At 59.5% G+C, this 26111-nt stretch carries 27 protein-coding genes, 1 tRNA gene and 3 pseudogenes; 11 read left to right on the top strand and 20 right to left on the bottom strand.

Annotated features, from left to right (window positions below):
- Positions 1–29 precede the first annotated feature (29 nt).
- Positions 30–488 (top strand): hypothetical protein, encoded by a 459-nt coding sequence (locus tag C5F70_RS10465; RefSeq protein WP_104903256.1) that lies wholly within the window; start codon positions 30–32, stop codon positions 486–488.
- Positions 489–538: 50 nt separating this feature from the next.
- On the opposite strand, the gene C5F70_RS10460 is transcribed toward C5F70_RS10465, so the two are convergent.
- A complete protein-coding gene (locus C5F70_RS10460) occupies positions 539–781 on the bottom strand; it encodes a Pathogenicity locus (protein ID WP_104903255.1) in 243 nt (80 codons plus the stop codon).
- 654 nt (positions 782–1435) lie between these two features.
- Here C5F70_RS10460 and C5F70_RS10450 point away from each other — a divergent pair.
- Entirely contained in the window at positions 1436–1699 is a 264-nt protein-coding gene (locus C5F70_RS10450) for a hypothetical protein (RefSeq protein WP_141123472.1), read from the top strand.
- Positions 1700–1954: 255 nt separating this feature from the next.
- Here C5F70_RS10450 and C5F70_RS10445 read toward each other — a convergent pair whose 3' ends face one another.
- Positions 1955–2191 (bottom strand): DUF2790 domain-containing protein, encoded by a 237-nt coding sequence (locus C5F70_RS10445; protein WP_169884367.1) that lies wholly within the window; start codon positions 2189–2191, stop codon positions 1955–1957.
- A gap of 33 nt (positions 2192–2224) precedes the next feature.
- Here C5F70_RS10445 and C5F70_RS30565 point away from each other — a divergent pair, with 33 nt between their 5' ends.
- Positions 2225–2434, top strand: a complete 210-nt coding sequence (locus tag C5F70_RS30565; protein ID WP_158683853.1) for a hypothetical protein — start codon at positions 2225–2227, stop codon at positions 2432–2434.
- A gap of 353 nt (positions 2435–2787) precedes the next feature.
- Here the strand turns inward: C5F70_RS30565 and C5F70_RS10440 are convergent, their stop codons facing one another.
- The gene (locus tag C5F70_RS10440) at positions 2788–3720 is read right to left on the bottom strand and encodes a cation diffusion facilitator family transporter (RefSeq protein WP_046383563.1); all 933 of its coding nucleotides are present in this window, start codon (positions 3718–3720) and stop codon (positions 2788–2790) included.
- Between the two features lie 1171 nt (positions 3721–4891).
- Between C5F70_RS10440 and C5F70_RS31035 the strand changes: the two are divergent.
- Positions 4892–4984 (top strand): annotated as a pseudogene (locus C5F70_RS31035) (lysis protein); the annotation flags it as partial.
- Positions 4985–5104: 120 nt separating this feature from the next.
- Here the strand turns inward: C5F70_RS31035 and C5F70_RS10425 are convergent.
- Positions 5105–5191 (bottom strand) — tRNA-Leu (locus C5F70_RS10425).
- Between the two features lie 336 nt (positions 5192–5527).
- On the opposite strand from C5F70_RS10425, the gene C5F70_RS10420 reads away from it, so the two are divergent.
- Positions 5528–5719: a DUF2188 domain-containing protein gene (locus C5F70_RS10420; protein WP_104903254.1), complete on the top strand. Its 192-nt coding sequence runs from the start codon at positions 5528–5530 to the stop codon at positions 5717–5719.
- A gap of 56 nt (positions 5720–5775) precedes the next feature.
- On the opposite strand, the gene C5F70_RS10415 is transcribed toward C5F70_RS10420, so the two are convergent.
- Entirely contained in the window at positions 5776–6057 is a 282-nt protein-coding gene (locus tag C5F70_RS10415) for a hypothetical protein (RefSeq protein WP_017846337.1), read from the bottom strand.
- 196 nt (positions 6058–6253) lie between these two features.
- Here C5F70_RS10415 and C5F70_RS10410 point away from each other — a divergent pair, with 196 nt between their 5' ends.
- Positions 6254–6712 carry a GFA family protein gene (locus tag C5F70_RS10410; protein ID WP_017846336.1) on the top strand — a complete coding sequence of 153 codons (459 nt, stop codon included), beginning with the start codon at positions 6254–6256 and terminating at the stop codon, positions 6710–6712.
- Positions 6713–6714: 2 nt separating this feature from the next.
- Here the strand turns inward: C5F70_RS10410 and C5F70_RS10405 are convergent, their stop codons facing one another.
- The 10 genes and pseudogenes from C5F70_RS10405 to C5F70_RS10360 form a co-directional block, all read right to left on the bottom strand.
- Positions 6715–7242 (bottom strand): DinB family protein, encoded by a 528-nt coding sequence (locus C5F70_RS10405; RefSeq protein ID WP_104903253.1) that lies wholly within the window; start codon positions 7240–7242, stop codon positions 6715–6717.
- Positions 7243–7348: 106 nt separating this feature from the next.
- Positions 7349–8140, bottom strand: coding sequence for a hypothetical protein (locus C5F70_RS10400; RefSeq protein WP_104903252.1), 792 nt, complete (start codon positions 8138–8140; stop codon positions 7349–7351).
- An 18-nt stretch (positions 8141–8158) separates the two neighbouring features.
- Positions 8159–8506 (bottom strand): DUF2493 domain-containing protein, encoded by a 348-nt coding sequence (locus tag C5F70_RS10395; RefSeq protein ID WP_046383555.1) that lies wholly within the window; start codon positions 8504–8506, stop codon positions 8159–8161.
- 65 nt (positions 8507–8571) lie between these two features.
- Positions 8572–11286 carry a magnesium-translocating P-type ATPase gene (gene mgtA / locus C5F70_RS10390; RefSeq protein WP_104903251.1) on the bottom strand — a complete coding sequence of 905 codons (2715 nt, stop codon included), beginning with the start codon at positions 11284–11286 and terminating at the stop codon, positions 8572–8574.
- Between the two features lie 847 nt (positions 11287–12133).
- Positions 12134–12745 (bottom strand): LysE family transporter, encoded by a 612-nt coding sequence (locus C5F70_RS10380; RefSeq protein WP_017846331.1) that lies wholly within the window; start codon positions 12743–12745, stop codon positions 12134–12136.
- A 74-nt stretch (positions 12746–12819) separates the two neighbouring features.
- Positions 12820–13611: an AraC family transcriptional regulator gene (locus C5F70_RS10375; RefSeq protein ID WP_046489450.1), complete on the bottom strand. Its 792-nt coding sequence runs from the start codon at positions 13609–13611 to the stop codon at positions 12820–12822.
- A 50-nt stretch (positions 13612–13661) separates the two neighbouring features.
- Positions 13662–14172 (bottom strand): annotated as a pseudogene (gene arsH, locus C5F70_RS10370) (arsenical resistance protein ArsH); the annotation flags it as partial.
- A pseudogene (locus tag C5F70_RS30790) lies at positions 14170–14455 on the bottom strand (arsenate reductase ArsC); the annotation flags it as partial. The pseudogenes C5F70_RS30790 and arsH, both read right to left, overlap by 3 nt.
- Positions 14456–14525: 70 nt before the next feature.
- Positions 14526–15809, bottom strand: coding sequence for an arsenic transporter (locus tag C5F70_RS10365; protein WP_104903249.1), 1284 nt, complete (start codon positions 15807–15809; stop codon positions 14526–14528).
- Between the two features lie 19 nt (positions 15810–15828).
- Positions 15829–16122 (bottom strand): metalloregulator ArsR/SmtB family transcription factor, encoded by a 294-nt coding sequence (locus C5F70_RS10360; RefSeq protein WP_256588391.1) that lies wholly within the window; start codon positions 16120–16122, stop codon positions 15829–15831.
- Between the two features lie 240 nt (positions 16123–16362).
- Between C5F70_RS10360 and C5F70_RS10355 the strand changes: the two genes are divergently transcribed.
- From C5F70_RS10355 to C5F70_RS10345, 3 genes are all read left to right on the top strand, one after another.
- Complete coding sequence (locus C5F70_RS10355) at positions 16363–16578, top strand: hypothetical protein (RefSeq protein WP_017846326.1); 216 nt, start codon at positions 16363–16365, stop codon at positions 16576–16578.
- Between the two features lie 71 nt (positions 16579–16649).
- Positions 16650–17345 carry an AzlC family ABC transporter permease gene (locus tag C5F70_RS10350; RefSeq protein ID WP_046383548.1) on the top strand — a complete coding sequence of 232 codons (696 nt, stop codon included), beginning with the start codon at positions 16650–16652 and terminating at the stop codon, positions 17343–17345.
- Positions 17342–17653, top strand: coding sequence for an AzlD domain-containing protein (locus tag C5F70_RS10345; RefSeq protein WP_046383547.1), 312 nt, complete (start codon positions 17342–17344; stop codon positions 17651–17653). Before C5F70_RS10350 ends, C5F70_RS10345 begins: the two co-directional genes overlap by 4 nt.
- A 106-nt stretch (positions 17654–17759) precedes the next feature.
- On the opposite strand, the gene C5F70_RS10340 is transcribed toward C5F70_RS10345, so the two are convergent.
- Positions 17760–18017 (bottom strand): hypothetical protein, encoded by a 258-nt coding sequence (locus C5F70_RS10340; protein WP_046489453.1) that lies wholly within the window; start codon positions 18015–18017, stop codon positions 17760–17762.
- A 109-nt stretch (positions 18018–18126) separates the two neighbouring features.
- Here C5F70_RS10340 and C5F70_RS10335 point away from each other — a divergent pair, with 109 nt between their 5' ends.
- A complete protein-coding gene (locus C5F70_RS10335; RefSeq protein WP_017846322.1) occupies positions 18127–18480 on the top strand; it encodes a hypothetical protein in 354 nt (117 codons plus the stop codon).
- Positions 18481–18623: 143 nt separating this feature from the next.
- Here C5F70_RS10335 and C5F70_RS10330 read toward each other — a convergent pair whose 3' ends face one another.
- The 4 genes from C5F70_RS10330 to modA form a co-directional block, all read right to left on the bottom strand.
- A complete protein-coding gene (locus C5F70_RS10330; RefSeq protein WP_017846321.1) occupies positions 18624–19328 on the bottom strand; it encodes a YoaK family protein in 705 nt (234 codons plus the stop codon).
- A 283-nt stretch (positions 19329–19611) separates the two neighbouring features.
- Positions 19612–20697, bottom strand: a complete 1086-nt coding sequence (gene modC, locus C5F70_RS10325) for a molybdenum ABC transporter ATP-binding protein (RefSeq protein ID WP_371920063.1) — start codon at positions 20695–20697, stop codon at positions 19612–19614.
- The gene (gene modB, locus C5F70_RS10320; protein ID WP_017846319.1) at positions 20697–21377 is read right to left on the bottom strand and encodes a molybdate ABC transporter permease subunit; all 681 of its coding nucleotides are present in this window, start codon (positions 21375–21377) and stop codon (positions 20697–20699) included. The genes modC and modB overlap by 1 nt, the downstream gene beginning before the upstream one ends.
- Positions 21378–22145 (bottom strand): molybdate ABC transporter substrate-binding protein, encoded by a 768-nt coding sequence (gene modA / locus C5F70_RS10315; RefSeq protein WP_046383545.1) that lies wholly within the window; start codon positions 22143–22145, stop codon positions 21378–21380.
- A 220-nt stretch (positions 22146–22365) separates the two neighbouring features.
- Between modA and C5F70_RS10310 the strand changes: the two genes are divergently transcribed.
- Complete coding sequence (locus tag C5F70_RS10310) at positions 22366–26106, top strand: hypothetical protein (RefSeq protein WP_104903248.1); 3741 nt, start codon at positions 22366–22368, stop codon at positions 26104–26106.
- Positions 26107–26111: the final 5 nt, after the last annotated feature.

Genomic DNA, 26111 nt, shown 5'->3' with positions numbered 1-26111 from the left:
GCTCATCCAGCCATAAAGGAAACCCGACCATGTTGTTTGATGCATATGCTGAAGAGTCGCTGAACGGTATCGGACCTGTCGTCCAGGATATCGAGCAAGTCGCCAAGTACACTGAAGGCCTGCGAACGCGTCTTTCTGAACTCTTCACATCTACGCACAGCCGTTTTGGCGTGAGCTTTACCGTTCCGCCAGAGGGTTACTTCCAGCTTGAAGGCCATTTCGGCCTGATCAGAGCGAATCTGCTCTATGCCAATGAGGGCAGCGGCACCTTTGGTCGCGTGGTGCTTCGCAAGCACACGCTGGACGAGCAGGGGAGAGAAGCGTGGCCAGAAATCTGGGCGTTCCGCATTCTGAAAGATGGCGATGTCTGGGTGAGTGACAAAGGCCCGGTGCTCTACAACGAGTGGAGTACGCCAAGCGAACACAAGTTTGTCGCTGCTCGGCGTCTCGTTGAATCAATCGTGCTGTCTGCGATGAAGCCACGCTAGACCGCGCAGGTAGTCAGCAAGCAACCCCTGGGGGAGGCGCTTGAACGCGTTTACCGCTGCGGGTTGCGTCTTGCAAGCGCCACGGCCGCAGTGATGGCCGCGCGCGCTTGTGGGCTGTTCTTCCAGCACGTCGAGCCCAATGCCGCAGAGGCTTGGGCGAGGATGTCCCCCACGTTGGATTGGCTGAGTGCGTCCAGCGATTCAATGCCCATCTGTTCAAGCCGGGTAATCACCGTGGGGCCTACCCCCTTGAGTGCGAGCAACGCTGTTCTTTCTTCCAATGAGAATGGCATCGGTGAATTCCTTTTTCCAAGAGTCCAGGAGTGTGCCGGATACTGGAGAGTGCCTCAATAGGTCGTTGTTGATTGGGTATATCGAACTCCCCGGCTATCGACGACAGCGCCACGCGGGCCTCCTGTTTTTGTGCGCTGAAGAGCCATATAAAGAACGTTACATTTTTGACTGTTAAATCACTCTCCATTAAAAAATAAAATAGCTGACTTTGGAGTCAATCCGCAAAAACAGGATCATATTTGAAGTAGGGAAATAAATTCCCTCTTAAAAAGGTGAGCCAATTGGAATATACGTATAAAAACCAGTTTCACGAAAAAGCCAATGTAAAAGCGGTTCTCGTGGGCGACAGTAAAGTCATTAGTCCCTCCGAGTATATTGAGATCTTCTTAATAACCAGAGGCTATGACACGAGCCCGGAAAATAGACTCCGGGTCGCGGAAAGCCTGGCCCACGTGCCCGCACGCGAACGCCATTCCGCCTCTGAGCTGGACCACTGGCTTGATTGTCATTTCAAAAGCTGAGGGGCTCCGTCGCGGCACATTCAACGCAAGAGTGATAATCAAAGACAATGCCAGGTACTTATGCAGGCAGATTACGAGATACATTATATAAAGAGCGATCACAAGAAGGTCCGACGCGTCAGAGCCCAACACATGATGGATCTTGATGCGTGGAAATTCGCAATTATTGCCGAAGGCGGCAGCCGTGAAGAGACTTCGCCGTTAGTTTGTTTGGCACAGGTCAAAGCACTTGCCGCTAAATACGATGTAAGTTCAGTCAGGTGGAACAAGGCGATCCATGTCAACAACTTGGATACCGTCGTATCGAATAGGCGGATGGCGTTGGAGGATGCCGGCGACCGTAACTTAGAGTGGGCTCAACCTCGGGATGACGTGACACCCGATCAATCTGGCTGACAGCACGCAATCGAGTGTTGTTCGACTCGAAAAAGGCCTGGACGTGTTCCAGGCCTTTTCATCGAGCAGCGCCGCTTCAGCAGTTGGCGCTCCTTGGGCTTGGTTTTGTTGGCGCATAAAAAACCCCGCACTGGGCGGGGTTAGTCCTGCATCACCGATGCAGAGGGCGGGAAATAGTGCTGGGAACTTCCCCCAGCTTGCCCCAGTGGGGCGTTTTAACAAGCCTGTCATCAGGCAGGCTTTGTCGGGACTCTGTTAGCTGTTGGAGCAACCGTTAGCCATGACACTGTATTGCATGACATGTACGTGACCTTGGTGGTCCAGGTAGGTCATCTGGACAGGGACTACGGCACAGACATTGTCAGGGATGGAGTCCATGTGAATCACTTTGGCAATGTCGAGGTGCGAACTGTAGCTGTATTGCTCAACGGCAGGCTCATCGGCAAACGCCATCTGGCTACCCAGCATTACAAAAGAAGCAGCAATCAACATTTTAAACAGTTTCATTTTTTCAGTGTCCCAACGATGCAAACGATTTACGTCTTCAGTCGGATTGGCTATGGCCGAAGGCTCTACGAGGCGCTGGAGGGTGGTTTGCTTGGACCCTATGGATTCGCGCTTCGTCGCTTTGTTTGGAAGCTGGGTTTAGTTTATGCCTATGGCGATTTTGATAAATCCCAAAGACTGGAAAGCATTGTTGTTGAAAAAGTAATAATTCACTCCGGCGCCTGGTAGCCACCCCAGCCAATACACTCGGTTTCTGCTCCTGTCGATGACGCGAACTTGCGCTTGTTTAGTGCCGTGAGAAAGCATGGGGTTGGGGGTAGTACGAATCTCAAAACCGAGCGTCTCAGCATTAAGTGACGGTGGTTTGAATTAATACTATTGGCCTGTTATTTCAATATTTAAGCGTTCTGGTTAAAGCGCTCATGAATAAAAATAATTGAGAGTATTTCGCAGGCTTAAGTTTGTTTCGGTACTTGGACAATCAAGTGTTGTGTGAAAAATTTGTGATATGTCTGTGATGCTTGGCGAGTTGCTTTTGCACTATCCCTGTCGGCGGATCGTGTTGCCGGCGTCGCGCCAGGTTAATGATCAAGGTCGGGGCGGTGCCAGGGATCTACATGCGTCATAAGATTCAAAACACGATGAATCTGCATCACATTTTCCCTTGCGCAAACTGCAATGGCATGACCTTCCTCAACGGTAATTGAGGCATCCACTTCGATATGAGCGTCGACAATGATCATGTCCCCCATTTTTCGAGTGCGTAGATCATGTACACCTTTAATGCCGGGGGTATTTTTAAGCGTATTGCGGATAGTTTCGACTTCCTGCTCATCAGCCGATCGGTCCATCAGGTCGTGCAACGAATCCCAAGTGAAACTCCAACCCATCTTGGCGATCATGCCTCCAACAACCAGCGCAGCAATCGGGTCAAGAATCGGGTAGCCCGCCAGATTGCCCACAATACCTATGCCGACAACCAAGGAGGAGGCGGCGTCGGACCTTGCGTGCCAGGCATTGGCAACCAACAGACTAGACTTAACTTTTTTGGCTACCCGCAGCATAAAGCGAAACAACAGCTCCTTGGCCACCAGCGCTGCGATGGCAACCCATAAGGCCGCAATGTGTACCGTTGGAATCGATTCAGGGGTTTCAAGCTTGAACACTGCAGAACCGATCATGCCCACGCCCACGATCAACAACAGTATGCCCAATACCATGGATGCAGCGGTCTCGAAACGCAGATGCCCATAGGGGTGACCTTCGTCGGCATCCTCCTTGCTTTTGTGGCTGGCGAACAGCACTACGAAATCGGCGATCAAGTCTGATAGCGAGTGAATACCATCGGCTACAAGCCCCTGGGATTTTGACATCACGCCTACGACAATCTGTGTGCACGACAGCGCGATATTGACGATGACGCTCATCCAAGTGCATCGCGAGGCTGCCGCTGCGCGGGCGACTTGACTATATCCCTCGTCTTCAGATTGTTCAGAGATCTGTTGATGATTCATGTGTATTTCTCTAATTGAAATTGATACTCGTCTCGCGCGGTAAGACGCGCCACAACTTAGTACTGGTTGCGCTTTTTATCGGGCGTGGAGGGTAAGGCGTCTGCCTTAATTAAAGCAAGGTGCGATGAGTTATAAAAGTGCCTATTTATCGGTATTTAGGTCTGAGTGTAATGATGTAAATGCTAATACTTCGCGTAACTAAGTTTTCCACCTGGCTGCAGGGTTTGTGAGTCAAATAGGGATGACTCTCAACTTCACTAAAGAAAAGGTGGGCCGGTACGGTGGGGTGGGTTTTATCTCTCGAGCCGAAGCGGTCAGGCGCAGGAAAAATGCACGGAAGAATAATGTGATTGTCGTGGGGTATTTGTTTGTAATAGATGTATTGGGCGGCAAGTTCAGAACCTTGCGCTACAAAGTGAGGGCACGGCGAAAGACCTGGTGTTCGGTTGGCCAGACGCTTAGGAATGGGGAATTGCGGAGCCGGACAGATGATTGTGGCTCAAAAAAATAAGGGCCTGCACGAAGTTCATCATGCACGCCCTTGATATCCATGGTACCCAAAGCCGTAATCGAACCGGCACGCCCTTACGAGCGGGGGATTTTAAGTTCGCATGAGGGCATGCGTCGGGCGTGAACCTTTAAGCCCGGCGCCATCCGTAATTAACGGCGGAAGCGGAATTTTTGCCAGCCATACTTGAACCTGAAAGTTCCGGTATCTCCTCGTAGAACGTAGAGGCTGACCCTGTAAAAAGCAGTAAAACGAGAGAATCCAAGGTGTCTGATTTTTCTGTAGACCCAAACCCATCCGTGGCGATTGGTAGTTTTGGCGGGTCTCAACACGATTAACACGCTCCTTCTGCTATGCGTAATTTGGCGCAGATGATAGCGATGTGCCCCATCTAGAGGCTGTCAAATAATAACGGTGCGGGAACTCGTTGTCGCAATAGCTGTATTGCCAATATTCATCTTGGTACTGCACCGCGCGCCCACGTAAACCAAGCTGCTGTTCACCTCTAATCTCCGCCGTTGTGCGGGTTTTTTCGTAGGGAGAAAAGTATGACTGCAACCGGAAAAGACCGGGATATCTTGGCGCGCCTCCCCTTTGGCGTGAGGCCCGTGGTGCAGGTCTGGACGGACAGATCGCCGTGGCCCGGATCATCCGTCACCGAGTGCTCAACGAATTCTCGCCATCACCGGTGACGGCGATCAAGGATTGATCGCGCTGTGGGCGTGCCAGGCGTATGTGAGGAGTGTTTCAAAATAGGCGTTGGTGTTCGGTCGGCAGGACGCCGGGGAATGGAGAGTTGCGGAACAGGTCTGAAAATTGCGGAGCAAAAAAGATAAGGGCTCGCATGAAGTTCATCATGCAAGCCCTTGATATTTATGGTGCCCGAAGCCGGAATCGAACCGGCACGCCCTTACGAGCGGGGGATTTTAAGTCCCATGCGTCTACCAGTTTCGCCATTCGGGCGGCAGCGCGGTGCAGCAGGGTTGGGAATATATAGATCCGGGCGCCAGGGCGCAAGGTCGGAGGTTGCCTTTCTTGCACAAACATCGGGATGAAAAAGCTCGATAGATCAGTGATCTACATCGGCTTTTGAGCACAAGCCGAAGATTCCCAGGGCCGGCGAATACGCCTCATAAATGACAGGTGCGGCAATACGCCGTCACGCTGCTTCAGAGTGGACGACTCAGCAGTGGCGGCCTTGGGCATAAGCCGCTGCGACATGCGGTCCGCAACGGCGCTGGATGCAGGTGTAAGGTAGGCCGTGCAACGCTTGGAAATCTCAGGAAAAGCGAGGTGACTATGAGCGCTCCAACACTCAAGAAGCTGCATCTGAATGGGTATGACATCGTGCAGGTCAATTTCGGGCCGTGGCAGGTGTGTACGGCTCAGGACCGGTTGGCGTCCTTCGATTCCCGCGAGCAGGCGCTGGCCTATGCGGCCACGCTGTCGGTGCGCAAGGCGCGTGGCAGGCCGGGGTCCAATGATGACTGAGTGACTGATTCAGCAGAACCAAGCCCCGACGCAACCGGGGCTTCTGCTGCTTGGGACTACACGAAGGGCTGACCACTGAAGCCGCGTGGCAGGCGCTGCAACCCTGGCAGGTCGGTCAAGTGTTGCGCCCAGGCGCTGCGCCAGTCGCTGGAGGTGTGGGTCTTGGCTGCGCGCGAAGCTCGGCGGGCGGCGTTGCGCTGGGTGCGGCGCGCTTCCTTGTAGGCCTCGGTGTTGCGGCAGGTTCGGCATTTGACGCGGTTCAGCTCGGTGCTGGAGGGGAGGCTGCCGCCGTGATGGCCGCAGGCTAAGTGCCCGGCGACCTTGAAGTGAATGACCATGTAAGCGTCTCCTTCTTGGGTATACGCGCATCTGCAGATCCACAATGCACGCAGGGAGGGCGGGCTGCGATTGATCCCGACACCTACAATTACGACCCCGTGCTGGTCGCAGCGTTCGGTTTACGGGCCTGGCCCTTCTCAACAGCAAGGCTCGACGTTACCCTGCCTCAAGTCCAATCATAAAAAGGAGTGAGTGATGAGCGTCGAGAACCTGCCTCGTGAAGGCAGTTGCCGTTGTAACCGCGTGCGCTTCAGTGTGAGCCAGCCCCCCGTGATCACCATGGCCTGCCATTGCACCGGTTGTCAGAAGATGACCGCCAGCGCGTTCTCCCTCAGTGCGCTGATTCCCGCCAGCGCGTTCACCGTGACCCAGGGTTGCCCGGTGATCGGCGGCATGCATGGCGTGGACCGCCATTACTTTTGCCCCCATTGCATGAGCTGGCTGTTTACACGGCCCCATGGCATCGATGAGTTCGTCAATGTGCGTGCGACGATGCTGGAGAATGCCGAGGATTATCCGCCGTTCATGGAAACCTGGACCAGCGAGAAATTGCCCTGGGCCACGACGCCGGCGGTCGAGCACTTTGCACAATTGCCTGGGCCGGAGGATTTTCCACGTTTGTTGCAGGCTTACGCCGAGTTCAGCGCCCGCTGAGTTCAGTCGATCAGCGCGAGCAGGTCGGTATCGCCCACATCGTGTCCGGCCTGGGTCAGCAGTGTTGTCAGCTGGCCCCGGTGGTGGGTCTGATGATTGAAAAAATGCACCAGCAGGCCGAAGAACGGTTTGTCCGCCGCGACCCCGCGCATGTTGTGGTAATGCAGGCGCAGGTCGAGGTCAGGCTCGCGCAGGCTTTGCGCCCAGTCGATGATCAGTCGATCCAGCCAGGCGCGGTGGGTGGCCAGTTCGTGCAGGTCGGCGAAGGCCAGTTGCTTGAGATCGGTGGGCGCGGCAATGGCGCTTAACGGTGCCAGCGCCGCATGGCTGGCGGGGTGCTGGGCAAAGCGTTTGAGCCACACGGTGTCGCCCAGTGTCAGGTGGTTCAGCGTGCCGAGGATCGAGCCGAAAAATGCGCGGCGGTCCATCCGTAGTTCGGCGTCCGTCAGCTTCGCGGCCGCGTCGTAGACTTTACGGTTCATCCACTGGTTGTAGGTCGCCATCAGGGCGATCTGTTCGATACGGTTCACGGGCTTTCTCTCTGTCTGGGCGGCGCGATGGCGCCATCATAAGGCGTGCCCACCCCGCGGTCATCGGGTTCCGCCAGAGGACGCCACCCCTGCGAAGGCGTGACGCCTAGAAACGCAACGTGGCGCCGGTGGTCAACCATTGCGCGCGTTCAGCGACCAGGCTGCGCCCAACCACCACATCGATGTCGATCAACGGCCCAAGGTGGAACCGCGGCCCCGCTTGCCAGGCCTGCTCAGCGCCTTTTTGGCCGTAGCGCTCGACAATCAGCGTCAACGAGTGCGCTACCCGATATTCGGCGCCGGCGCCCCATGTGAGACGCTGGTTTTGCTCGCCGTCGTCATACGCGTGGGTCCAGCCGGCATTCAGGTTCAGTCGCAGGGGCTCCAGCGGTTGCCACGTCAACGGCGCGTTGACGTCCGCGCCATCAAACGCATGTCGCCGGTCCAGGGCAACGTGGGCGCTGGCGGACACGGCTATCTCCAGGCGCAGGTCCTGACGTGACATTACCTGCGCCTTCACTTGCGGGCTCACTTGCGTCTCGCGGTTGGCCCGTGACAATGCCGCGCCCCATTGCACGGCGGGCAGGGCCTCGAAGGTGCAGGCAGGCGACAGTGTCTCATTGTGCGTGCCGCCGTCGTGTCGGTGGGCGCTGTACCAGGCGTCGACGTTGCATTCGCCCGGCGCATTGATCGCGCCGTCGTCGACTGCATAAGCGCCCCCGGCCGCGAAAGCCTTCGAGAGTAGGCTGATGAGCAGGACGACGCTGAGTGTAAGCCCGATAAACATCAGGTTGCGCCGTAACGCCCGCCGTTTGGCTGGCGGTAACAACAAGAGGGTTTGGCGAGCGCCTCGATAGCGGGTAACCCTGTCCGAGGGTTGGCGGTGTTTTTTGTACATGTTGTGCCTCGCTTGAATTCAGCTTTCTACGGTCAGCACCGAAATGCCGCTGGCTTTGGCCTGACAGACCAGCTCTGACGTGTCATCGCCACCGGGCAGGGCGATGACCACATCAGGGCGGCTGTCGGTCAGCATGAAATGGTTGCGCTGGCGTTCCGCCTGCTTGCCGTGGCGTTGCCAATTGGGCGGATAACGCACCACGTCGATGCCGATTTCCCGCGCCCACTCCTCGATCTCGCTGCCGAGGAACTGGTTGCCGCCGTGGATCAATACCTGCACCGGGCGCAGGCGGTGGTAAGCGTCCAGCACGTGGCGGGAACGTTGGGTGTCGGCGTAATGACGACCTGCACAGATCAACACGCGCATGCTTGAAATCCTTGTAATGCACGGTGGCAGCCGAGCGACCGCCACCGTCTGAACGGCGGGAGTGATCAGTACCACTGCTTGAAGCGGCGGATGTAGATCGTCTTCATCAGTTGAGCCACGCAGCAGTAGCTGAGCAAGGTGCCTGCCAGCCATGGGAAGTACGCCAGCGGCAGCGGTTGCAGGCCCACCAGGGTGCCGAGCGGCGAGAACGGCACATAGATCCCCAGGGCGATCACCACACCGGTCATCAGCAACACCGGCCATGCCGCGGTGCTCTGGAAGAACGGGATCTTGCGGGTGCGCAGCATATGCACCACCAGGGTTTGCGAGAGCAGGCCCTCGATGAACCAGCCGGACTGGAACAGGGTCTGCATCTCCACGCTGTTGGCGGCGAACACGTACCACATCAGCGCAAAGGTGGTGATGTCGAAGATCGACGAGGTTGGCCCGATCCACAGCATGAAGCGGCCGATGTTCTTCGCGTCCCACTTGCGTGGCTTGGCCAGGTATTCCTTGTCCATCTTGTCCCACGGCAAGGCCAGTTGGGAGATGTCGTACATCAGGTTCTGCAGCAGCAGGTGGATCGCCAGCATCGGCATGAACGGAATGAACGCACTGGCCACCAGCACCGAGAACACGTTGCCGAAGTTGGAGCTGGCGGTCATGTTCAGGTACTTCATGATATTGCCGAAGGTTTCGCGGCCCTTGAGCACGCCTTCTTCCAGCACCATCAGGCTCTTTTCCAGCAGGATGATGTCGGCCGATTCCTTGGCGATGTCGGTGCCGCTGTCCACCGAGATCCCCACGTCGGCATCGCGCAGCGCCGGCGCATCGTTGATACCGTCACCGAGGAAACCGACAGTGTGGCCGTTGGCTTGCAGGGCCTTGAGCACCCGCGACTTCTGCAGCGGTGTCAGCTTGGCGAACACCGTGCGCTCTTCCACGCGGCGCTGCAGGGTCGCATCGTCCATTGCTTCGATGTCCACGCCGAGCAGCGGCTGGCCTGGGTCGAGGCCGACCTGGCGGCAGATCTTGCTGGTGACCACGGCGTTGTCGCCGGTCAGCACTTTTACCGCTACGCCGATCTGTTGCAGCGCCGCAATCGCCGGGCCTGCGGTTTCCTTCGGTGGATCAAGGAAGGTTAGGAACCCCTGGATCACCAGGTTGCGCTCATCGGCGGTGGTGTACTGCCGGCGCGCCAACGCGTTCGGGATATTGCGGGTGGCCACCACCAACACGCGAAAGCCGTCTTCGTTGTAGTCATTGGCAATCGCCAGCAACGCCTCGCGACGCCGCTGATCCAGCGGCACCGCGGCGCCGGCTTCGATCACGTGGGTGGCAATGCTCAGCATCTCTTCCACGGCACCCTTGCACACCAGCAGATGGTCGCCGGCGGCGTCCTTGACCACAATCGACAGGCGACGGCGTACAAAGTCGAACGGCAATTCATCGACCTTGCTGTAGGCAAACGGCGCCTGGAACTTGGGGTTTTGTGCCGAGAACTGCACCACGGCCTGGTCCATCAGGTTCTTCATGCCGCTTTGGTGATAGCTGTTGAGCCAGGCCAGCGACAGCACCGCGTCATCGCGCTGGCCAAAGGCGTTGACGTGATGTTCGAGGATGATCTTGTCCTGGGTCAGGGTGCCGGTCTTGTCGGTACACAGCACGTCCATCGAACCGAAGTTCTGGATCGCGTTGAGGCGCTTGACCACCACTTTGCGCTTGGCCATGGCGGTGGCGCCCTTGGCCAGGTTGGCGCTGACAATCATCGGCAGCATTTCCGGGGTCAGGCCGACGGCGACCGCCAGGGCAAACAGGAAGGCATCGCCCCAGTCACCCTTGGAGAAACCGTTGAGGAAGAACACGATCGGCACCATCACCAGCATGAAGCGGATCAGCAGCCAGCTGACGCTGTTCACGCCGCGATCAAACGCGGTCTGCGCCCGCGAGCCGACAATCGCCTTGGCCAGCGAGCCGAAGTAGGTGCGCGGTCCGGTGGCCACCACCACGGCTTTGGCGCGGCCGCTGACCACGTTGGTGCCCATGAAGCAGATGTTCGGCAGGTCGAGCAAGTTGCCCTGGTCGGCGGCAAGGGTACTGGCGGACTTTTGCGTCACGTCCCCCAGCGTGTCGTATTTTTCCACGGGCAAGGCTTCGCCGGTCAGCACCGCCTGGCTGATGAACAGGTCACGCGATTCGATCAGGCGGATGTCGGCCGGGATCATGTCGCCGGCCGACAGTTGCACGATATCGCCGGCCACCAGTTCGCGCATCGGCACTTCGCGCAGGGTTGGCTGGGCGCCGACCTGTTCGCGGCGTAGTACGGTGGCGGTGGTGCGGACCATGGCTTTGAGCGTTTCGGCGGATTTGGCCGAACGGTGCTCCTGCCAGAACCGCAGCAGGCTGCTGAGCAGGACCATGGTCATGATGATGATGACTTTGGTCAGGTCGACTTCTTCACCGGCCTGCAACGGCAACCAGTAATCGGTGACGAAGCTGATCGCGCCCAGCGTCAGCAGCACATAGATAAACGGATTGTTCAGCGCCTGCAGGAACTGGATGAACGCGTGAGGCGGCTTGTCATGGGCGACTTCGTTATGGCCTTGCTGTTGCAGGCGTGCAGTGGCATCCAACTCGGTCAGGCCATCCAGAGTGGCTCGCACATTGGCCAGGGTGGCCGACAGGCCGTTATGGGCTTCGCGGGCGGCCCGCATCGATAGCCGAGTGTCGGCGTCGGTGCGGTTTTTGTTGGGCTGTGGCGGTTTTTTTACGGCGCTCATGGTGTGTACTCCTGTCGCCAGTTCTCGACAAAACATACCCGGTACTGACCTGATGACAGGCGAGCGAAAGCATGCCGAGCCGCGGACTTCGCGATCGGTTCAAATAAGGTGTTGAATAACTTTCAATGGGCCCGCTAAGTGCGCGTTAGTTACTGCGCGCGCAGCGGGCTACTACTGGAAAGGTTCATAAAAGAACTCCAGGGTATTGATCAGAAAGTTGCTGTTTCCAAGCGGTCAAGCGGCGCGAGTGCCCAGGTAAAGAGCGGGCATCAGGCGGGCTTCAGCCAGGTTGGAAACGTTACGTCTCTGTGGGTCTTGAGGGGCGGCGTGAGCCCAATGCTGCTGCAGTCGGCCAGTCGTCGGGCAGGCACGCCAGTGCGCCAGCGGATGGGCCGGGCGCATTCGAGGGGAGGGTACGGCAAAGGTTGGGCGGGCAACACAAACGCCTGCGGGCGCTCGGCACAGCTTGGCCCGCAGGGTCGCGGCCAGCGTTCGTACATCTTTTACAACAAAGGTTTGGAAGGTCATAACACACCTCGGGACCGGACGGGCGACCGGTGAGGCAGTTACGGTGGAGCACAAGCTCTAGCGCAGCTTACCGGACCGGAGAGGCAAGTCCTGTCATCTTCTGGGTTGGGCGCCCGATGCCCGCCAACGCGGTGCTCGGACAGCGACTAGATACTGTGTCCATTGGCTTCTTTTGTGAGGTTTAAAAAAGGCCCCAATTGCGGGCAGGGGCAATCTACTCAGCCAGTTGCGGAATGTCAACGCATGATTAATTAAAATACCAAGTGTTCAGAGTCTATTCAGATAAAACATATTCATAAGTTACCGGGCATATATAACTTCATATGCCTTGCGCGGCGAGAACGGCGAGATAGATCAAGACTACACCGCACGCCGCGTAACTGATGCGTTGCCAGGTCGGCGAGGCGTTCTTGCGCAGCAGATTGACCAGTGCGGCCGTCAGAAAACACGACAGCACCGAGGCCAGCATGAAACCGCCGAAAAACATCAGCGTCTGCGTGTGGCTGGGCGTAGCCCCGACGATGCCCGACAACGCACTGCCCAGCGCCCCCCAGTACACAATGTTCTTCGGGTTGGCCAGCGAAATGGCTGCGCCCACCGCCAGCGCATTCGTGCCGGAGCCGGCCGGTGCGCTGTCGGCTGCGGGCAAACGCCAGGCGTCGAGCAGGCTGCGCACGCCGAGCCAGGCTAGGTAGAGCGCGCAGAGGAGGGTCAGCGGCACGCGCACGGCGTCATGCTGGATCAACAGCGCGATGCCGGTCAGGCCGATAACGGCCCACACCGCATCGCCGACCAGCGAACCGACCTGCACCAACAATGCCGGGGTGAAACCGTGCTGCAAACCACGGCGCAAGGTCTCCGCCAACACGGCGCCGGGAGACAGGCAAAACACAAAACCGAATACCAGTGCGTAAAAGAAGATCGCCAGCATCCCTATGCTCCATCAAGTGATGGCGGGCAGTGTGCTGGCGCACGCACGCGTTGTCTTGGACCAGATTGTGCTGTTCAGCGTTTCGCCACACTCTGATAGCGGCCAGGCGTGAGGCCATAGGCGGCGCGGAAATGCCGGTTGAGGTGGCTCTGGTCGGCAAAACCGAGCTGATGGGCGACCTCGCCAGCCGCCATCCCATTGCGCAACAGGCCTTTGGCGCGGCGCGTGCGCAATTGCATGGCCCACTGGCGAGGGCTGAGCCCGGTCTCTTTTTGAAAGGTGCGCAGCAGGTGGAACTTGGACAACCCCAGCGCCTCGCCGAGGTGGTCCAGGGGCAGCGATTGATGCAACTGTGCGGCGAGCAATTCCTGGGCGCGGCCGATCAGGCTTTTGCCGGCTGCCGCGTTGCCGGGCAAGCGCACGCCGCTGAGGCCGACCACTTCTCCCAGCAGCACAACCAGGGCGTCTTCGTTCAGCTCGCGGACCAGAACGTCGCCGCTCGATGCGCCTTTTGCCACAACCGCCAGGCGCCGCGCCAGATCCGGCTGGAAACACAACGATCGATCGAATTCGACATGCGCCAACCCCAGGTCGGCGGCCAGTTGCTCGGCGCTGACGTACAGGCTGATAAACTGCCACGGCGCGCCTTCCGCCGCACCGCCGCCCTGAATCTGCCCGGGGTTGTACAAGGTGATGGCGCCTGGCCCGGCCACGAACTCGCGGCGGTCCAGCCACACGTTTTCTTCGCCCACCAGGTTCACGCCGATCACGCATTCGTCGTGGCTATGGCGGGCAAAGGTCAGGCCGGAGCAGTGGACGCTGTTGATTTCGTAGTCGCCCAGCCAGGCGTGTTGCAGGGTGCTCATGGGGTCGGCTCAGTCATGGGATGGCCGTGAGCATACGCCGTCAGCCAGGCTCAGATCGACCGTTGATTGACCCGTTGCGACAGTTCTTCGGCGCTTTCCCTGCGCTCCGAGTAGCGGTCGACCAAATCCGGACGATCACGCAGCAGCACGGCGAACTTCACCAGTTCCTCCATCACGTCGACAACGCGATCATAGAGCGCCGAGGGTTTCATGCGGTCCTGATCATCGAACTCCATGAACGCCTTGGGCACCGAGGATTGATTGGGGATGGTGAATACGCATCCAACGCCCGAGTACGCGCAGTTGGTTGACCGTGTTGAAGGACTGGGAACCGCCGCACACTTGCATCACCGCCAGGGTTTTGCCCTGGGTCGGGCGGACCGCGCCCAAGGACAACGGCACCCAGTCGATTTGCGCTTTGAACACCGCCGACATCGAACCGTGTCGTTCAGGGGAACACCAGACCTGGCCTTCCGACCATTGCATCCGTTCCAACAGCTCCTGCACCTTCGGATGCTCACGCGGGGCATCATCGGGTAATGGCAAGCCGCTCGGGTCGAATGCGGCTTGGATGCTCGCCTCGTCGCCCGACATCCGAAGGGTCTGCCAACCCCCAGTGCGCCTTCAGCGCCGGGCCGAAATACACTGGGCAGGCTTCACCGGCGGCCTTGTCGCACACCGTGATCACCACATCCGGCGGGCTGCCTTCAAAGGCGTCGTTGCCCTTGCTGTACAAGCCCTGCGTGGCCTGCAACGTGCTCAGGCTGCGGGGCAGCACCTGACCCTTGGGGAAGCTGCCGGAGCTGACCGCCTCAAACCCTTCTGGCGCCAGGTGGTTGAACATCGCTTCGGACAAAATGCTCCGTCAGCTGTTGGCGGTACACATGAACAAGACTTTCATTGGCGTATGTCCTTCAGAGGCTAAGACGCAAGGCGAGGGCGGCGAGAGTGATCAGCAACACCGGCAAGGTCAGGACGATGCCGACCTTGAAGTAGTAACCCCAAGTGATGGTGATGCCTTTGCGCGCCAGGATATGCAGCCACAGCAGGGTGGCCAGGCTGCCGATGGGGGTGATTTTCGGGCCGAGGTCGCTGCCGATCACGTTGGCGTAGATCATCGCGTCCTTGACCACGCCCGCGGCATGGCTGGATTCGATAGACAGCGCACCGATCAACACGGTCGGCAGGTTGTTCATTGCCGAGGACAACAATGCCGTCAGCACCCCGGTGCCCATCGCCGCGCCCCATACGCCGTAGGTGGCGAAGGTGTCGAGCCAGGTCGCCAGGTATGTGGTCAGCCCGGCGTTGCGCAGCCCGTAGACCACCAGGTACATGCCCAGGGAAAAGATCACGATATGCCAGGGCGCTTCCTTGAGCACTTTGCGCGTGGAAATCTTGTGGCCTTTGGCGGCGATCACCAGCAGCAACACCGCGCACACTGCAGAGATCGCGCTGATGGGAATCCCCAACGGTTCCAGGGCAAAGCAGCCGATCAGCAGGATACCCAGCACCCACCAGCCGGCGCGAAAAGTGGCGTGGTCGTGAATGGCGCTGGCCGGGGCCGCCAGGTCGGCCGGGTCGTAGGTCTGCGGAATATCGCGGCGGAAAAACCACAACAGCACCGCCAGGGTGGCGGCGACGCTGACCAGGTTCACCGGCACCATCACCGCTGCGTATTCATTGAAGCCGATCTTGAAATAGTCCGCCGAGACAATGTTCACCAGGTTCGACACCACCAGCGGCAGGCTCGCCGTGTCGGCGATAAACCCGGCGCCCATGACGAACGCCAGGGTCGCCGCCGGAGAAAAACGCAACGCCAGCAGCATCGACATCACAATCGGCGTGAGGATCAGTGCCGCGCCGTCATTGGCAAACAGCGCCGACACCAACGCGCCGAGCAGCACCATGTAGGCAAACAACCGCCGGCCGCGACCACGGCCCCAACGGGCCACATGCAGCGCAGCCCAGGCAAAGAACCCGGCCTCGTCCAGCAACAGGCTGATGACGATCAGCGCGACAAAGGTGCCGGTGGCATTCCAGATGATGTGCCACACCACCGGGATGTCCGCCAGGCTGATCACGCCGCAGGCCAGTGCGAGGATCGCGCCCATGGTCGCGCTCCAGCCGACACCCAGGCCTTTGGGCTGCCAGATGACCAGGATGATGGTGAAGATAAAAATCGCAATTGCGACAAGCATGAATAAACGCTCCGGTGGCTCAACAGCAGGTGCTGGCTCGTTGTGGTCTGTCGCCCATTGCATCAAGACGCAGCGCGTCGTTTTGCAACCATGGCTGGTTGGCTTGCAGGGTGGTGTCCAGCACGTGAGTCACCCAGTCGGGCACTGCCGGATTGATGCGGTAGTAGATCCATTGCCCCTGGCGACGATCCAGCAGCAACCCGCAGTTGCGCAGCTGCGCAAGGTGGCGGGAGATTTTCGGCTGGCTGTCGTCAAGTGCGTGGATCAGTTCGCACACGCAAAGTTCGCCTTCGCGCAGGATCAGCAAGGTCATTCGCACGCGAGTGGCATCGGCCAGGCATTTGAATAGGGTTGGAGGTGAGAAAGGGACTGGCACGGTCAAGGCCTGCTCGTATAGGTATATCCGAATATACGTATTTCCATATATTTCGGTCAAATCCTGTTTCAATTGATATGGATCAAATGTCTGGAAACACGCCACAAGTGATTGAAATTAAAATGAAACACAAATGTCCTAAAGTGCCTGCCCATAGCTGATGAAGGAATACCACGCGTGACCCGTGCCACTCGCAATCTGCGCAAGACCCTCGATTCCGTCGCGGAAAATAACGAAACCGCGGCCTTCGATCTGATGCGTGCCGTCGAAAAACTCGGCGATGAAGTGCTGCGCCAGCGCTTGCTCAATACCATCCACCGTCTCAACCAGGACGCCTATGAACTGCGCGAAGCGCGGGACTCGGTGGAACTGGTGTCGGTAAGGCTCGCCTGAGCAAGATCGTTCAAGACAACCTGCATATTGCGCTGGCATGCTTGTCGACTGTCTGTCGATGAGCGGTTCCCATGCCTACTGCTTTACCTCACTACGCCTTCGCCCGTGGCGCGATTGCTGTCATTCCGTTGTCCCTGGCGTGCGCGCCCTGGGGCTTGTTGGCTGGCTCAATGGCCATCGAAGCGCACTTTTCCCCGCTCGAAGCCCAGGGGCTTTCCGCTATCGTGTTTGCCGGTGCCGCGCAACTGGTGGCCATCGGCATGGTCAAGAGCGGCGCCAGCCTGATCTCCATCTTGCTCACGACTTTGCTGCTGACCTCACAACATCTGCTGTACGGCATGCACCTGCGCCCCACATTGTCCGTGCTCAAACCGCGCTGGCGCATGAGCCTGGGTTTCCTGATGACCGATGAGTTCTTCGCCCTGGTCAGCCAGTACGACCGCGAAACCTTCAACCGCTGGTACGCGCTGGGTGTTGGCCTGACGTTCTATATCGCCTGGAACCTGTTCACCCTCGCCGGCATTGTCCTGGGCAAGAGCATTCCGGGGCTCGAACACCTGGGCCTGGAGTTCTCGATTGTCGCGACGTTTATCGCGTTGATCACGCCCGTGGTGCGCGATGTGCCCACCGTGGTGTGCGTGGCGGTGGCGCTGTTGTGCTCGGTCGGCTTGAGCTTCCTGCAGTGGGAGTCGGCCGTGGTGGTGTCGGGTGTGTTGGGCATGAGTGCAGGGTATGCCTGCAAACGACTGGGAGTCGGGCAGGCATGATTTTTGTGATGATTGTTGCAATGGGTTTGATCGTATTTTTTAACCGCTACCTGTTTATCGAACCGCGCCTGCCCGTGCGGCTCACCCGTGGTGCGCGGGAGTTTCTCGGGTTCGCGGTACCGGGCATGCTCACGGCGATTTGCGGGCCGATCATTTTCTTCGCCGACCACCGGCTCAACCTGAGCCCGGCCAACCCCTACCTGCTGGCCGGGATCTGCGCGGTGGCGCTGATGGTCTGGACGCGCAATGTGCTGCTCACCGTGCTGTTGAGCATGGCGTTGTTCTACCTGTTTCGCTGGTGGTTCTAAACACATAGGCGAAAAAAAGCCCGCGGGAGGGCGGGCTGAAGGAGACTTCTAAAAGTGAGCCCGGCCATTATCGGTGGCGCGTTCTGCTGTCACAGTGAAACTAAATTCATTCGGTGGGCGGCGTCGGCTTCTTTTTCGCCTTGGCCTCGGCCGCCAGGCACTCCAGCGCGAACTGCTCGGTGTAGGTCATCTGGATCGGCGTACTTTCGCCTTTCACCGTGCGCTCGCCGTCGAGAATGTAGCGAATGCGCTTGTCCGTCACGCCAATGCGCTTGGCGATCCACGTGGGCGTCTGGCCGATGCGGCTGATCAGCTTGTCGGCATAGTCGGTGGATGGGTTGTAGCGTTCGGCATTGGGTGTCATCGGTTTTCCAGGTAGAAGCGAACTCGCAAGTAGGCGACAGGGTGACGTAATAATCCGTGAGTGTCGCCTGCTAATGGTAGAGTCGCGTTTTTTTCCAAGGAGCGATGGCATGCGGAAACTGGTAATTGGCGCATTGGTACTGGCAGCACTGGCCGGCTGCGCGGGCTCGAAAATGAACGCGGCACGCACCGGCACGCCCTACAAGACCTTGGCGTCGGACAAGGCTGCGCTGGTGGTTGCCCAATGTATCCAGTTCGGCTGGCAGGACGAGGCGGTGTTTGGTGTCGACGCCGGCGGCTTCAAGGAGCCGATCGGGGCGGGCGGTTTCACGGTGTACACCACCGGCGGCGATTACTTTGCCGACGTGCGCAGCGCAGGGGCCGGTTCCTCTGTCGATTACTACACTGCCGAAGACTCCATGGTCGCCAAGCGCCGTTTGGCCGCACTTGCGACTTGTCTGTAATCTGTTGCCGTAGTGCTTTTAGGAAATGCCCTGCGGGACAGTCGCAGGGCATTGTCCTATGATTCCCCCGCTCGCTCGACGTAATAGCTCTTTACCAGTACACGGATGTCGAGGCCGTCACGTCGGGCGAGCCTCCCAGGTCATCAGCGCGGCATGTAACCCAAGTGCCAGCGCCGGGGGATCTTCAGTGACACCAGGCCCAAAACCGCAGCCAGCGCCCCGCTGACCAGCAGCGCACCCAAGCCCATGCGGTGCTCAAGCAGCGCCCCGATCACCGCCCCGATGAACATCCCCGTCCAGGGGACCAACTGCACGCGCCACCCGTTGCGACGCTCCCCCAGCAACCAGCGCCCCAACCCGCGACCAAAGCGTGACAGCGCGCCGGTGACATAGGTAAGCCCCACCGGCAAGCCGTTGACCTCTTCGACGGCGGCATTGAGCATGCCCATCGCCACAATCGCCGCGAGCAAGGCGGGCAGCATATCGGCGAACGGCCACAGCGCGCCGCCGCAGAGCAGCGCCGCGATGCACAGCAGCAGGGGTAGGGCGTGACGGCCGCTCATGCGGCTGACCACGATACCCAAGGCGTTGCCGACCACGAAGGTCGCGACCAGCAACAGCAGGCGCCCGGTCAGGCCCAGGTCACCTTCGCTGATCGCTACTGCCAGGCGCGTGGTGTTGCCGCTCATGAATGAGACAAAGTCGCCACTGGCCATGAAACCAATGGCATCGGTCATGCCCGCCAGCACAGACAGGCTGGCCACCAGCATCATGCCGACACGACCCCGCCATTGCTGTTGACGGGCGAGTACGACGTTGGCGTAGGGCTTTTGGGACGAAGGCAGCATCGGGCTGGGTTCCTCGGTGAGATTATGCGGCCACTACCGTAAGGCGCTTTGATGTCTGGCGCAATGACCTCAGGCCGCTTCCAGCCTCCAGCCAGCGTCATGCCAGACCAAAGTATGAGAGGACTCGATCGCCGGTAAAAAACTCGAGGTGTGACACGCCCATTGCGTAGGTAATGTTCTTGCAGGTCGCGGGGCAGGTCGGCGGACAGCAGGTTATAAACAGATCAGGCCGGTCTGTCTGATTGACTGCAACGCAAGACGCTGCGGCCACAAGGTTTCGCGGCTATGCCAGCACCGCCACCGCCTTGATCTGTGCCCACAGCATCTGGCCGGGGTGCAGTTGCAACTGGTCGCGGGAGAAGCGTGTGATCCGTGCCAGCAACGGCGTGCCGCCGGCATCCAGGCGCACCAGCACATGGGCGCTGTTGTCCGCCGCAATCTCCTGGGTGACCGTCACCGGCAGGCGGTTGAGGATGCTGCTGTGGGCTTCGGCCTGCAAATTGAGGCTTACGTCCCGCGCCTGCACCTTGACCCGCAGGGCTTTGCCCAAGGCCAGCGGCGTATGGGCGACGCGCATCTGCAAGGCGCTGCCGGGCAGTTGCAGGGTCAGCAATTGATAGTGCGCGTCGTAAGCGCTTACCGTGCCGTTGATCACCACACCGGCGTCGTCGCCCAAGGCCAAGGGCAAATCCAGCCGCGCCAGGGTTTCACCGATGGGGCCGCTGGCCAGGGCCTGGCCGTCGCGCAGCAACACGATGTGATCGGCCAGGCGCGCCACCTCGTCCTGGGCGTGGCTGACGTAGAGCACCGGAATGTCCAGTTCGTCGTGCAGGCGTTCCAGGTAAGGCAGGATTTCACCTTTGCGTTGGCTGTCGAGTGCCGCCAGCGGTTCGTCCATCAATAACAGGCGCGGGCTGGTCAGTAGCGCGCGGGCGATACCGATGCGCTGGCGCTCGCCGCCGGACAAGTGCTGCGGATGCCGCTCAAGCAAGTGGCCGATGCCCAACAGTTCGGTGGCCTGGGCCATGTCGACGCGACGTTGCGCACGCGGGATGCGCTTGAGGCCGAATTCCAGATTGGCGCGCACCGACAGATGGGGGAACAGGCTCGCTTCCTGGAACACATAGCCCAGCGCACGTTTATGCGGCGGTACGAACAGCCCGTTGCGGCTGTCTTGCCAGACTTCGTCGTTGACCTGGACAAAACCGTCCTCGGCACGTTCCAGCCCGGCAATGCAGCGCAGGCAGGTGGTCTTGCCGGAGCCGGAATGCCCATACAGCGCGGTGACGCCGCGACCGGGCAGTTGCAGGTCCACTTTCAGGGCAAAGGCGGAATACGTGAGGTGCAGGCGTACATCAATCATCGGCATCAACTCCAGCCCATCTTGGTTTTACGGCTGGAGTAGAGCGCCAGCAACACCAGGAACGCGAACACCACCATGGCGCCGGCCAGCCAGTGCGCCTGGGCGTATTCCATGGCTTCGACGTGGTCGTAGATCTGCACCGAGACGACCCGGGTCTTGTCCGGGATATTGCCGCCGATCATCAGCACCACCCCGAACTCGCCGACGGTATGCGCAAAGCCGAGAATCGACGCGGTGATAAACCCCGGGCGGGCCAGGGGCAGGATCACGCTGAAGAACGTGTCCCAGGGGTTGGCGCGCAAGGTCGCGGCCACTTCCAAGGGGCGTGTGCCGATGGCGGAGAAGGCGTTTTGCAACGGCTGCACCACGAACGGCATGGAATAGATCACCGAGCCGATCACCAGCCCGGCGAAACTGAAGGTCAGGGTGCCCAGGCCCAGCCATTGGGTGAACTGGCCGAAGTAACCGTGCGGCCCCATCGTCAGCAGCAGGTAGAAGCCGATGACCGTGGGCGGCAGCACCAGCGGCAGGGCGACCACCGCGCCGATAGGCCCGCGCCACCAGGAGCGCGTGCGCGACAGCCACAGGGCAATCGGAGTGCCGATGACCAGCAGGATCACCGTGGTCAGTGACGCCAGTTTGATGGTCAACCAGATCGCGGAAAAATCGGCACTCGATAGCGGCATTTAGAGCTCGTAACCGTAGGACTTGATAACGGCAGCGGCTTTCGGCCCTTTCAGGTACTCGACCAGCGCCTTGGCAGCGGCGCTGTCTTTGCCCTTATTGAGGATCACCGCATCCTGTTTGATCGGGTCATGCATGGACGCCGGGACGATCCACGCCGAACCGCTGGTGACTTTGCCGTCTTTGTAGATCTGCGACAAGGCCACAAACCCCAACTCGGCATTGCCGGTGGAGACAAACTGATAGGCCTGGGTGATGTTCTGGCCCTCGACGAGCTTGTCCTTGAGCTTCTCGGTCAAGCCTTCCTTGGCCAGCACTTGGGTGGCGGCCAGCCCGTAGGGCGCGGCTTTCGGGTTGGCGATGGACAGGTGCTTGAACGCGTTCTGCTTGAGCACATCGCCCTTGGCATCGACATAACCTTCCTTCGCCGACCACAGCGCCAGGGTGCCGACCGCGTAGGTAAAGCGCGAACCCTTGACGGTATCGCCTTCGGTTTCGAGTTTTTGCGGGGTGGTGTCGTCGGCGCTGAGGAACACTTCGAACGGCGCGCCGTTCTTGATCTGGGTATAGAACTGCCCGGTGGCACCGTAGGCGGCGATCAGCTTGTGACCGGTGTCCTTCTCGAAGTCGGCGGCAATCGCCTGGATCGGTGCGGTGAAGTTGGCGGCGACGGCCACCTGGACTTCATCGGCGTGGACCGCAGCGGCGGTGACTAGCGCAATGACGGCCGCCAGGCCGGGGCGAATCAAGCGTGGGAGGCTGAAGGTCATGGATAGCTCCGTATGAGAAGGAAAAAAGCCAGGATTGAGCGCTGCGGGACCAGGGGGGCGGTCAAGCGGTGTATGTATAGGTATATAGCGAAAAAATGGCAAGGGGAATCCGCCGGCCCCGCGCTGACATTTCCCGGCGGCAACGGCCCGCCTCCTGACAGCCAATGCACGGGAACCCGTTGATAGTGCAGCTCCTTTGGCCGGCAAAGGAGCAAGTGCCATGCAAAGGGAATATGCCTATATCAACGTCGGCGCCCCGAACAACCTTACCAGCGAGGCCGCCGTGAAGGCCTGGCTGGACCGCGTACTCAGCGCTTCGGCACTGGAACCGCAGGCCAAGGCGCTGATCACCACGCAATCGTTGATACCGGTGGAGTTTTCGATCCTGGAGGAGGGGGCCGAGCCGGGAAGTCCTGCGTTGATTGTCGAGCGCCAGGAAATGCCCCTGTGGAAAATCCTCGACAAGCGCTTTACCTGGCGCGCGAGTGTCGGAAAAAACCAATCGACTGACAGCGTGCAGGTCAATGTTCTGTTTCCCAAGTTTTACGGGGCATTGGCCCAACGCTTGACGGCCCATCGATACTTTCTCGACAGCCTGCGAGTGTCAGGCCAGGCCCAGAGTGTCGAGTGGGAAGAGCGTGGCCTGGCGATCGCGGCACGGCCTTTGCTCAAGACCGAGGTGGTGCTGTTCTCCGTGTGGGGGGCCAGTAAGCGCCTGCTTGCGGATATCTGGTTCGATCTCCCGCTGATTTCCCTGGGGGCCGGGCAATGGCCCAGGGCGATTGGCACCGGTTGGCCGGGGATGCGTATTGGCGCACGCAGCGGCGATCACATTCGTTATTCCGATGAGCCCGGCAAAAACACGCTGTGGGTCAAGCCGTTCGGCGAGGCGGTACTCGACGCCGATTTCAGCATTTTCCCGCGCTGGACGCCCCGTGCCGTCCTCCTGGCCGACCAAGCGCTGAAGGCCGACGAAGTGATTGAGGTGACCCTGAGCGCAATGCCTTATCAGGCCGATGAGGAGCGCTACATCATAGAAGTTCCGGCCTCGCGCCGCGCCGCTGCGGATTGGCACTACTATCTCAGCGTCTACATGAGTTACCGCTGCCCCTGGGTCAACTGCGGCGTCTTGCAGGAAGACGGCGGCATCCGGCTGCAGAGCGAGCGGCTCAATCAATGGTTCGTGCGCTGCGATGCCGCGCGGCTGTTTATAGCGGTCAGCATTCAGCCCCGCGAACGTACCGGCTGGAAGGTCCCCACCGCGCCCCCGACGCCCGAGGCAACGACGACCCAGGCCTGGCAAAAATGGGATGGGCTGAGGGAGAGCGTAGGCAATAACAAGATCGCCAAAGACTATATCGAATCGTTGATCGATCGCTGCCTGAAGAAGTCCGGTCTGCCTCAAGACACCCAGCAACTGTTCAAAAAAGAACGCCAATTCAAGTTCAAATACCTGATAGGCCACCCCACATATTCTCCTGGCGTGAGTGCATTCGTGCCGCCACGCTACAAGTACTTTTCCTTTGAACAAGTGCTGTTGGGTGAGCCGCAACGGCGTGCGTACTTCCAGGAAAAACTCAGTGCCGTGGATGTGCAGGGGCAAGCCTTGCCGGCGTCGCAAGTCGCGACATTGACCGGGATGCGCGACGTGTTGCTGGCTGACTTCCTGGCGGATATCGATGCGCTGGCCGCCAGCGACGACTACCAGAAACTATTCGGCGAAACCTGTGACGCCCTCGCCAGGGTGCGGGTCGCACGCTACCTCGCGCAAGTCGATGCAGCCGACGAAGACTTGCGAGGGTGTGCGTTCCGCTACTTGAAAGGCGAGTTGAAACCGCGACTGCTGCTATTCAACGAAGCGGTGGTGCCCAATGTGATTGTGCTCAAATTCAACTCACAGAAGGCATTGCTGATATCCCTCAACTTCACCGGGCTCAAGTGGGCGGTCTGGGCACCAAGCACCACCGCCGGGCAACCCTCGGAGGTGTTGATGCGATTTGTCGCGGAACATTCCCCTTTCCCGCAGAAAATGAACCTGGTGCCTCAGGATTTTTTCCCGCAAAAAAAACGCTATGGCTACCATTACCGGCGTTTCGCCCCGGAGCCGGTGTCCTTTCGTGATACCCAGCACATCAACGTGCAATTGCAGTTGGCGGCCATCGCGGATATCAAGGGGCAGGTCGACTACGCAGTGTTTTCGTCCGACGAAGAGCGGCGCCGGGTAAAACTGGCGATGTTCAAAAGTGTCGCCCGTGCGGTGTCCGGCCTGGTGACGGCGGCCGTCGGGCCTCTGAGTGGGTTGGGCGCGCTGCTGCTTTCCGGCATGGCGCGCTTCATCGCCAATGTCGGTGATGTCGGCCTTACGTATGCGTTGGCGCAAAATACCGATCGGCCCGAGGACTACGCCCACTACATCCATGAGTGCAAGCTGGGGGTGCTATTGGCGATGGTTGACCTGGGGGCCGATCTGCCCAGCGCCAATGCCAAGTTGCGCATATTGCTCAAGCAGTCGACGCTCGGCGGTCGGACCGTGGCGCCGATTCTGAATGCGCCCATAGACTACGACGCCCCGATAAAGTTGAAACAGACCAGTGAGTCCGAGACTTTTGTCTCCACGCCATTCTGGTTGATCGACCTGCGCCAGCGCATGGAAAAATCCTTCGATGACCGGGGCAAAGGCGCCGAACTCAAAGGTTACCTCCAGGCAACCGCCACCTGTGGGTATGCCGAGGCGAAAAGCTGTTCCGACTTTTTGCGCAGTCAGCGCTGGGAGACACAGGCCGTCGGCGTGCTGATTTTCTCCGAACTCGGCGATCAGCGCCCGCAAACGCATTTTGCGTTGTCGATTCGGGATGCGACGGACACCGCGATGGTCGATTTCAGCCTGGGCGACCTCGATGCCTCAATGAACGGTCGCGGCTATTTCGGTGCGTTGAAAGGCTGGGAGGACTGCGTGCGCGGGTTGCCGGCCTTGGAGGGCGCGTTGGTGATTTACAAGTTTTATCCGGATTTTGCCAACGCAAGCCTGGAGGTTGACGGGGCGTTTGCGCTGGGCATCAGTTGGAGCCCCTTCGTCAATAGCGGCGATTACAGCGTGCTGTCGTTTCCCCTGGATTTCGTCTGCGGGGTTCGCGAGCAGTTGGAGCGTGTCTGGGCCCAGGTCTTTCACCAGTTGCCGATCAATGCATCGCTATCGCTCAATGAGCCGGCGACCTTCAATCAGTCTGAACTGCTGGCGCAAGTCAGCAACCTCAGCGGCCTGGTCGACGAGGCGGAAGGGCTATTGCGGCGCACCATTGGCGTGCAGGCGATCGGTGAGTTGCGGGCCTTGATGCTGGGCTTCCTTCAGGCATGGCGTAACGAACCGTGGGGCGGCTATCGAGAACTGATGGAGGGCGTGATGGCTGAGGAGGCAGACTTGGTCAACCAGGCATTGATCCACCTCGAAGCCCTGCAGGCCGGTTTGCCAAGCACGCTCGCGAGCGCGCAAAACGCGCTGGTCGATTGTGTCGACTGGGTCGCGGTGCGGGCCGGAATCGACGACGATGCGTGGCGACTGTTATTTAAACAGCAACTGGAACTTCATGTGTCAGGCGAGCAGGCGACGGTGGATTTATACACCGCCGCTGAACTGGACACGCTGTATGAACAGCTCGCCCGGGGCCAGCAGCGCGAGTGTCATCACCAGCGCAGCTCCGGTTATGAGCGACTGACCATGACCAGTAGCCGGGCGTTGCTGGGGATAGGGTTGGGATTGATCCGCAAGATGGCCCAGGAGCGCCAGGCCGAATGCTGTTTCGCGCTGATCATGGCGAGCCAGCCCTATGACGACAGCAACGAACACTTTGCCCGAGTCGTATATGGCATCTGTGCGTTGCGCCAACAGCGGTTTACCGTGTTGACGCCGCTGCATGAACGTCGGCTCAGCGGCCTTCCACCCGCAGAGCCGATACTGATCTGACGTGC

The organism is Pseudomonas sp. LH1G9 (assembly GCF_002949975.1).
Lineage (GTDB): Bacteria > Pseudomonadota > Gammaproteobacteria > Pseudomonadales > Pseudomonadaceae > Aquipseudomonas > Aquipseudomonas veronii.
Note: the sequence above shows the minus strand (reverse complement) of the source record. Positions and strands in the feature narration are given on the sequence as shown.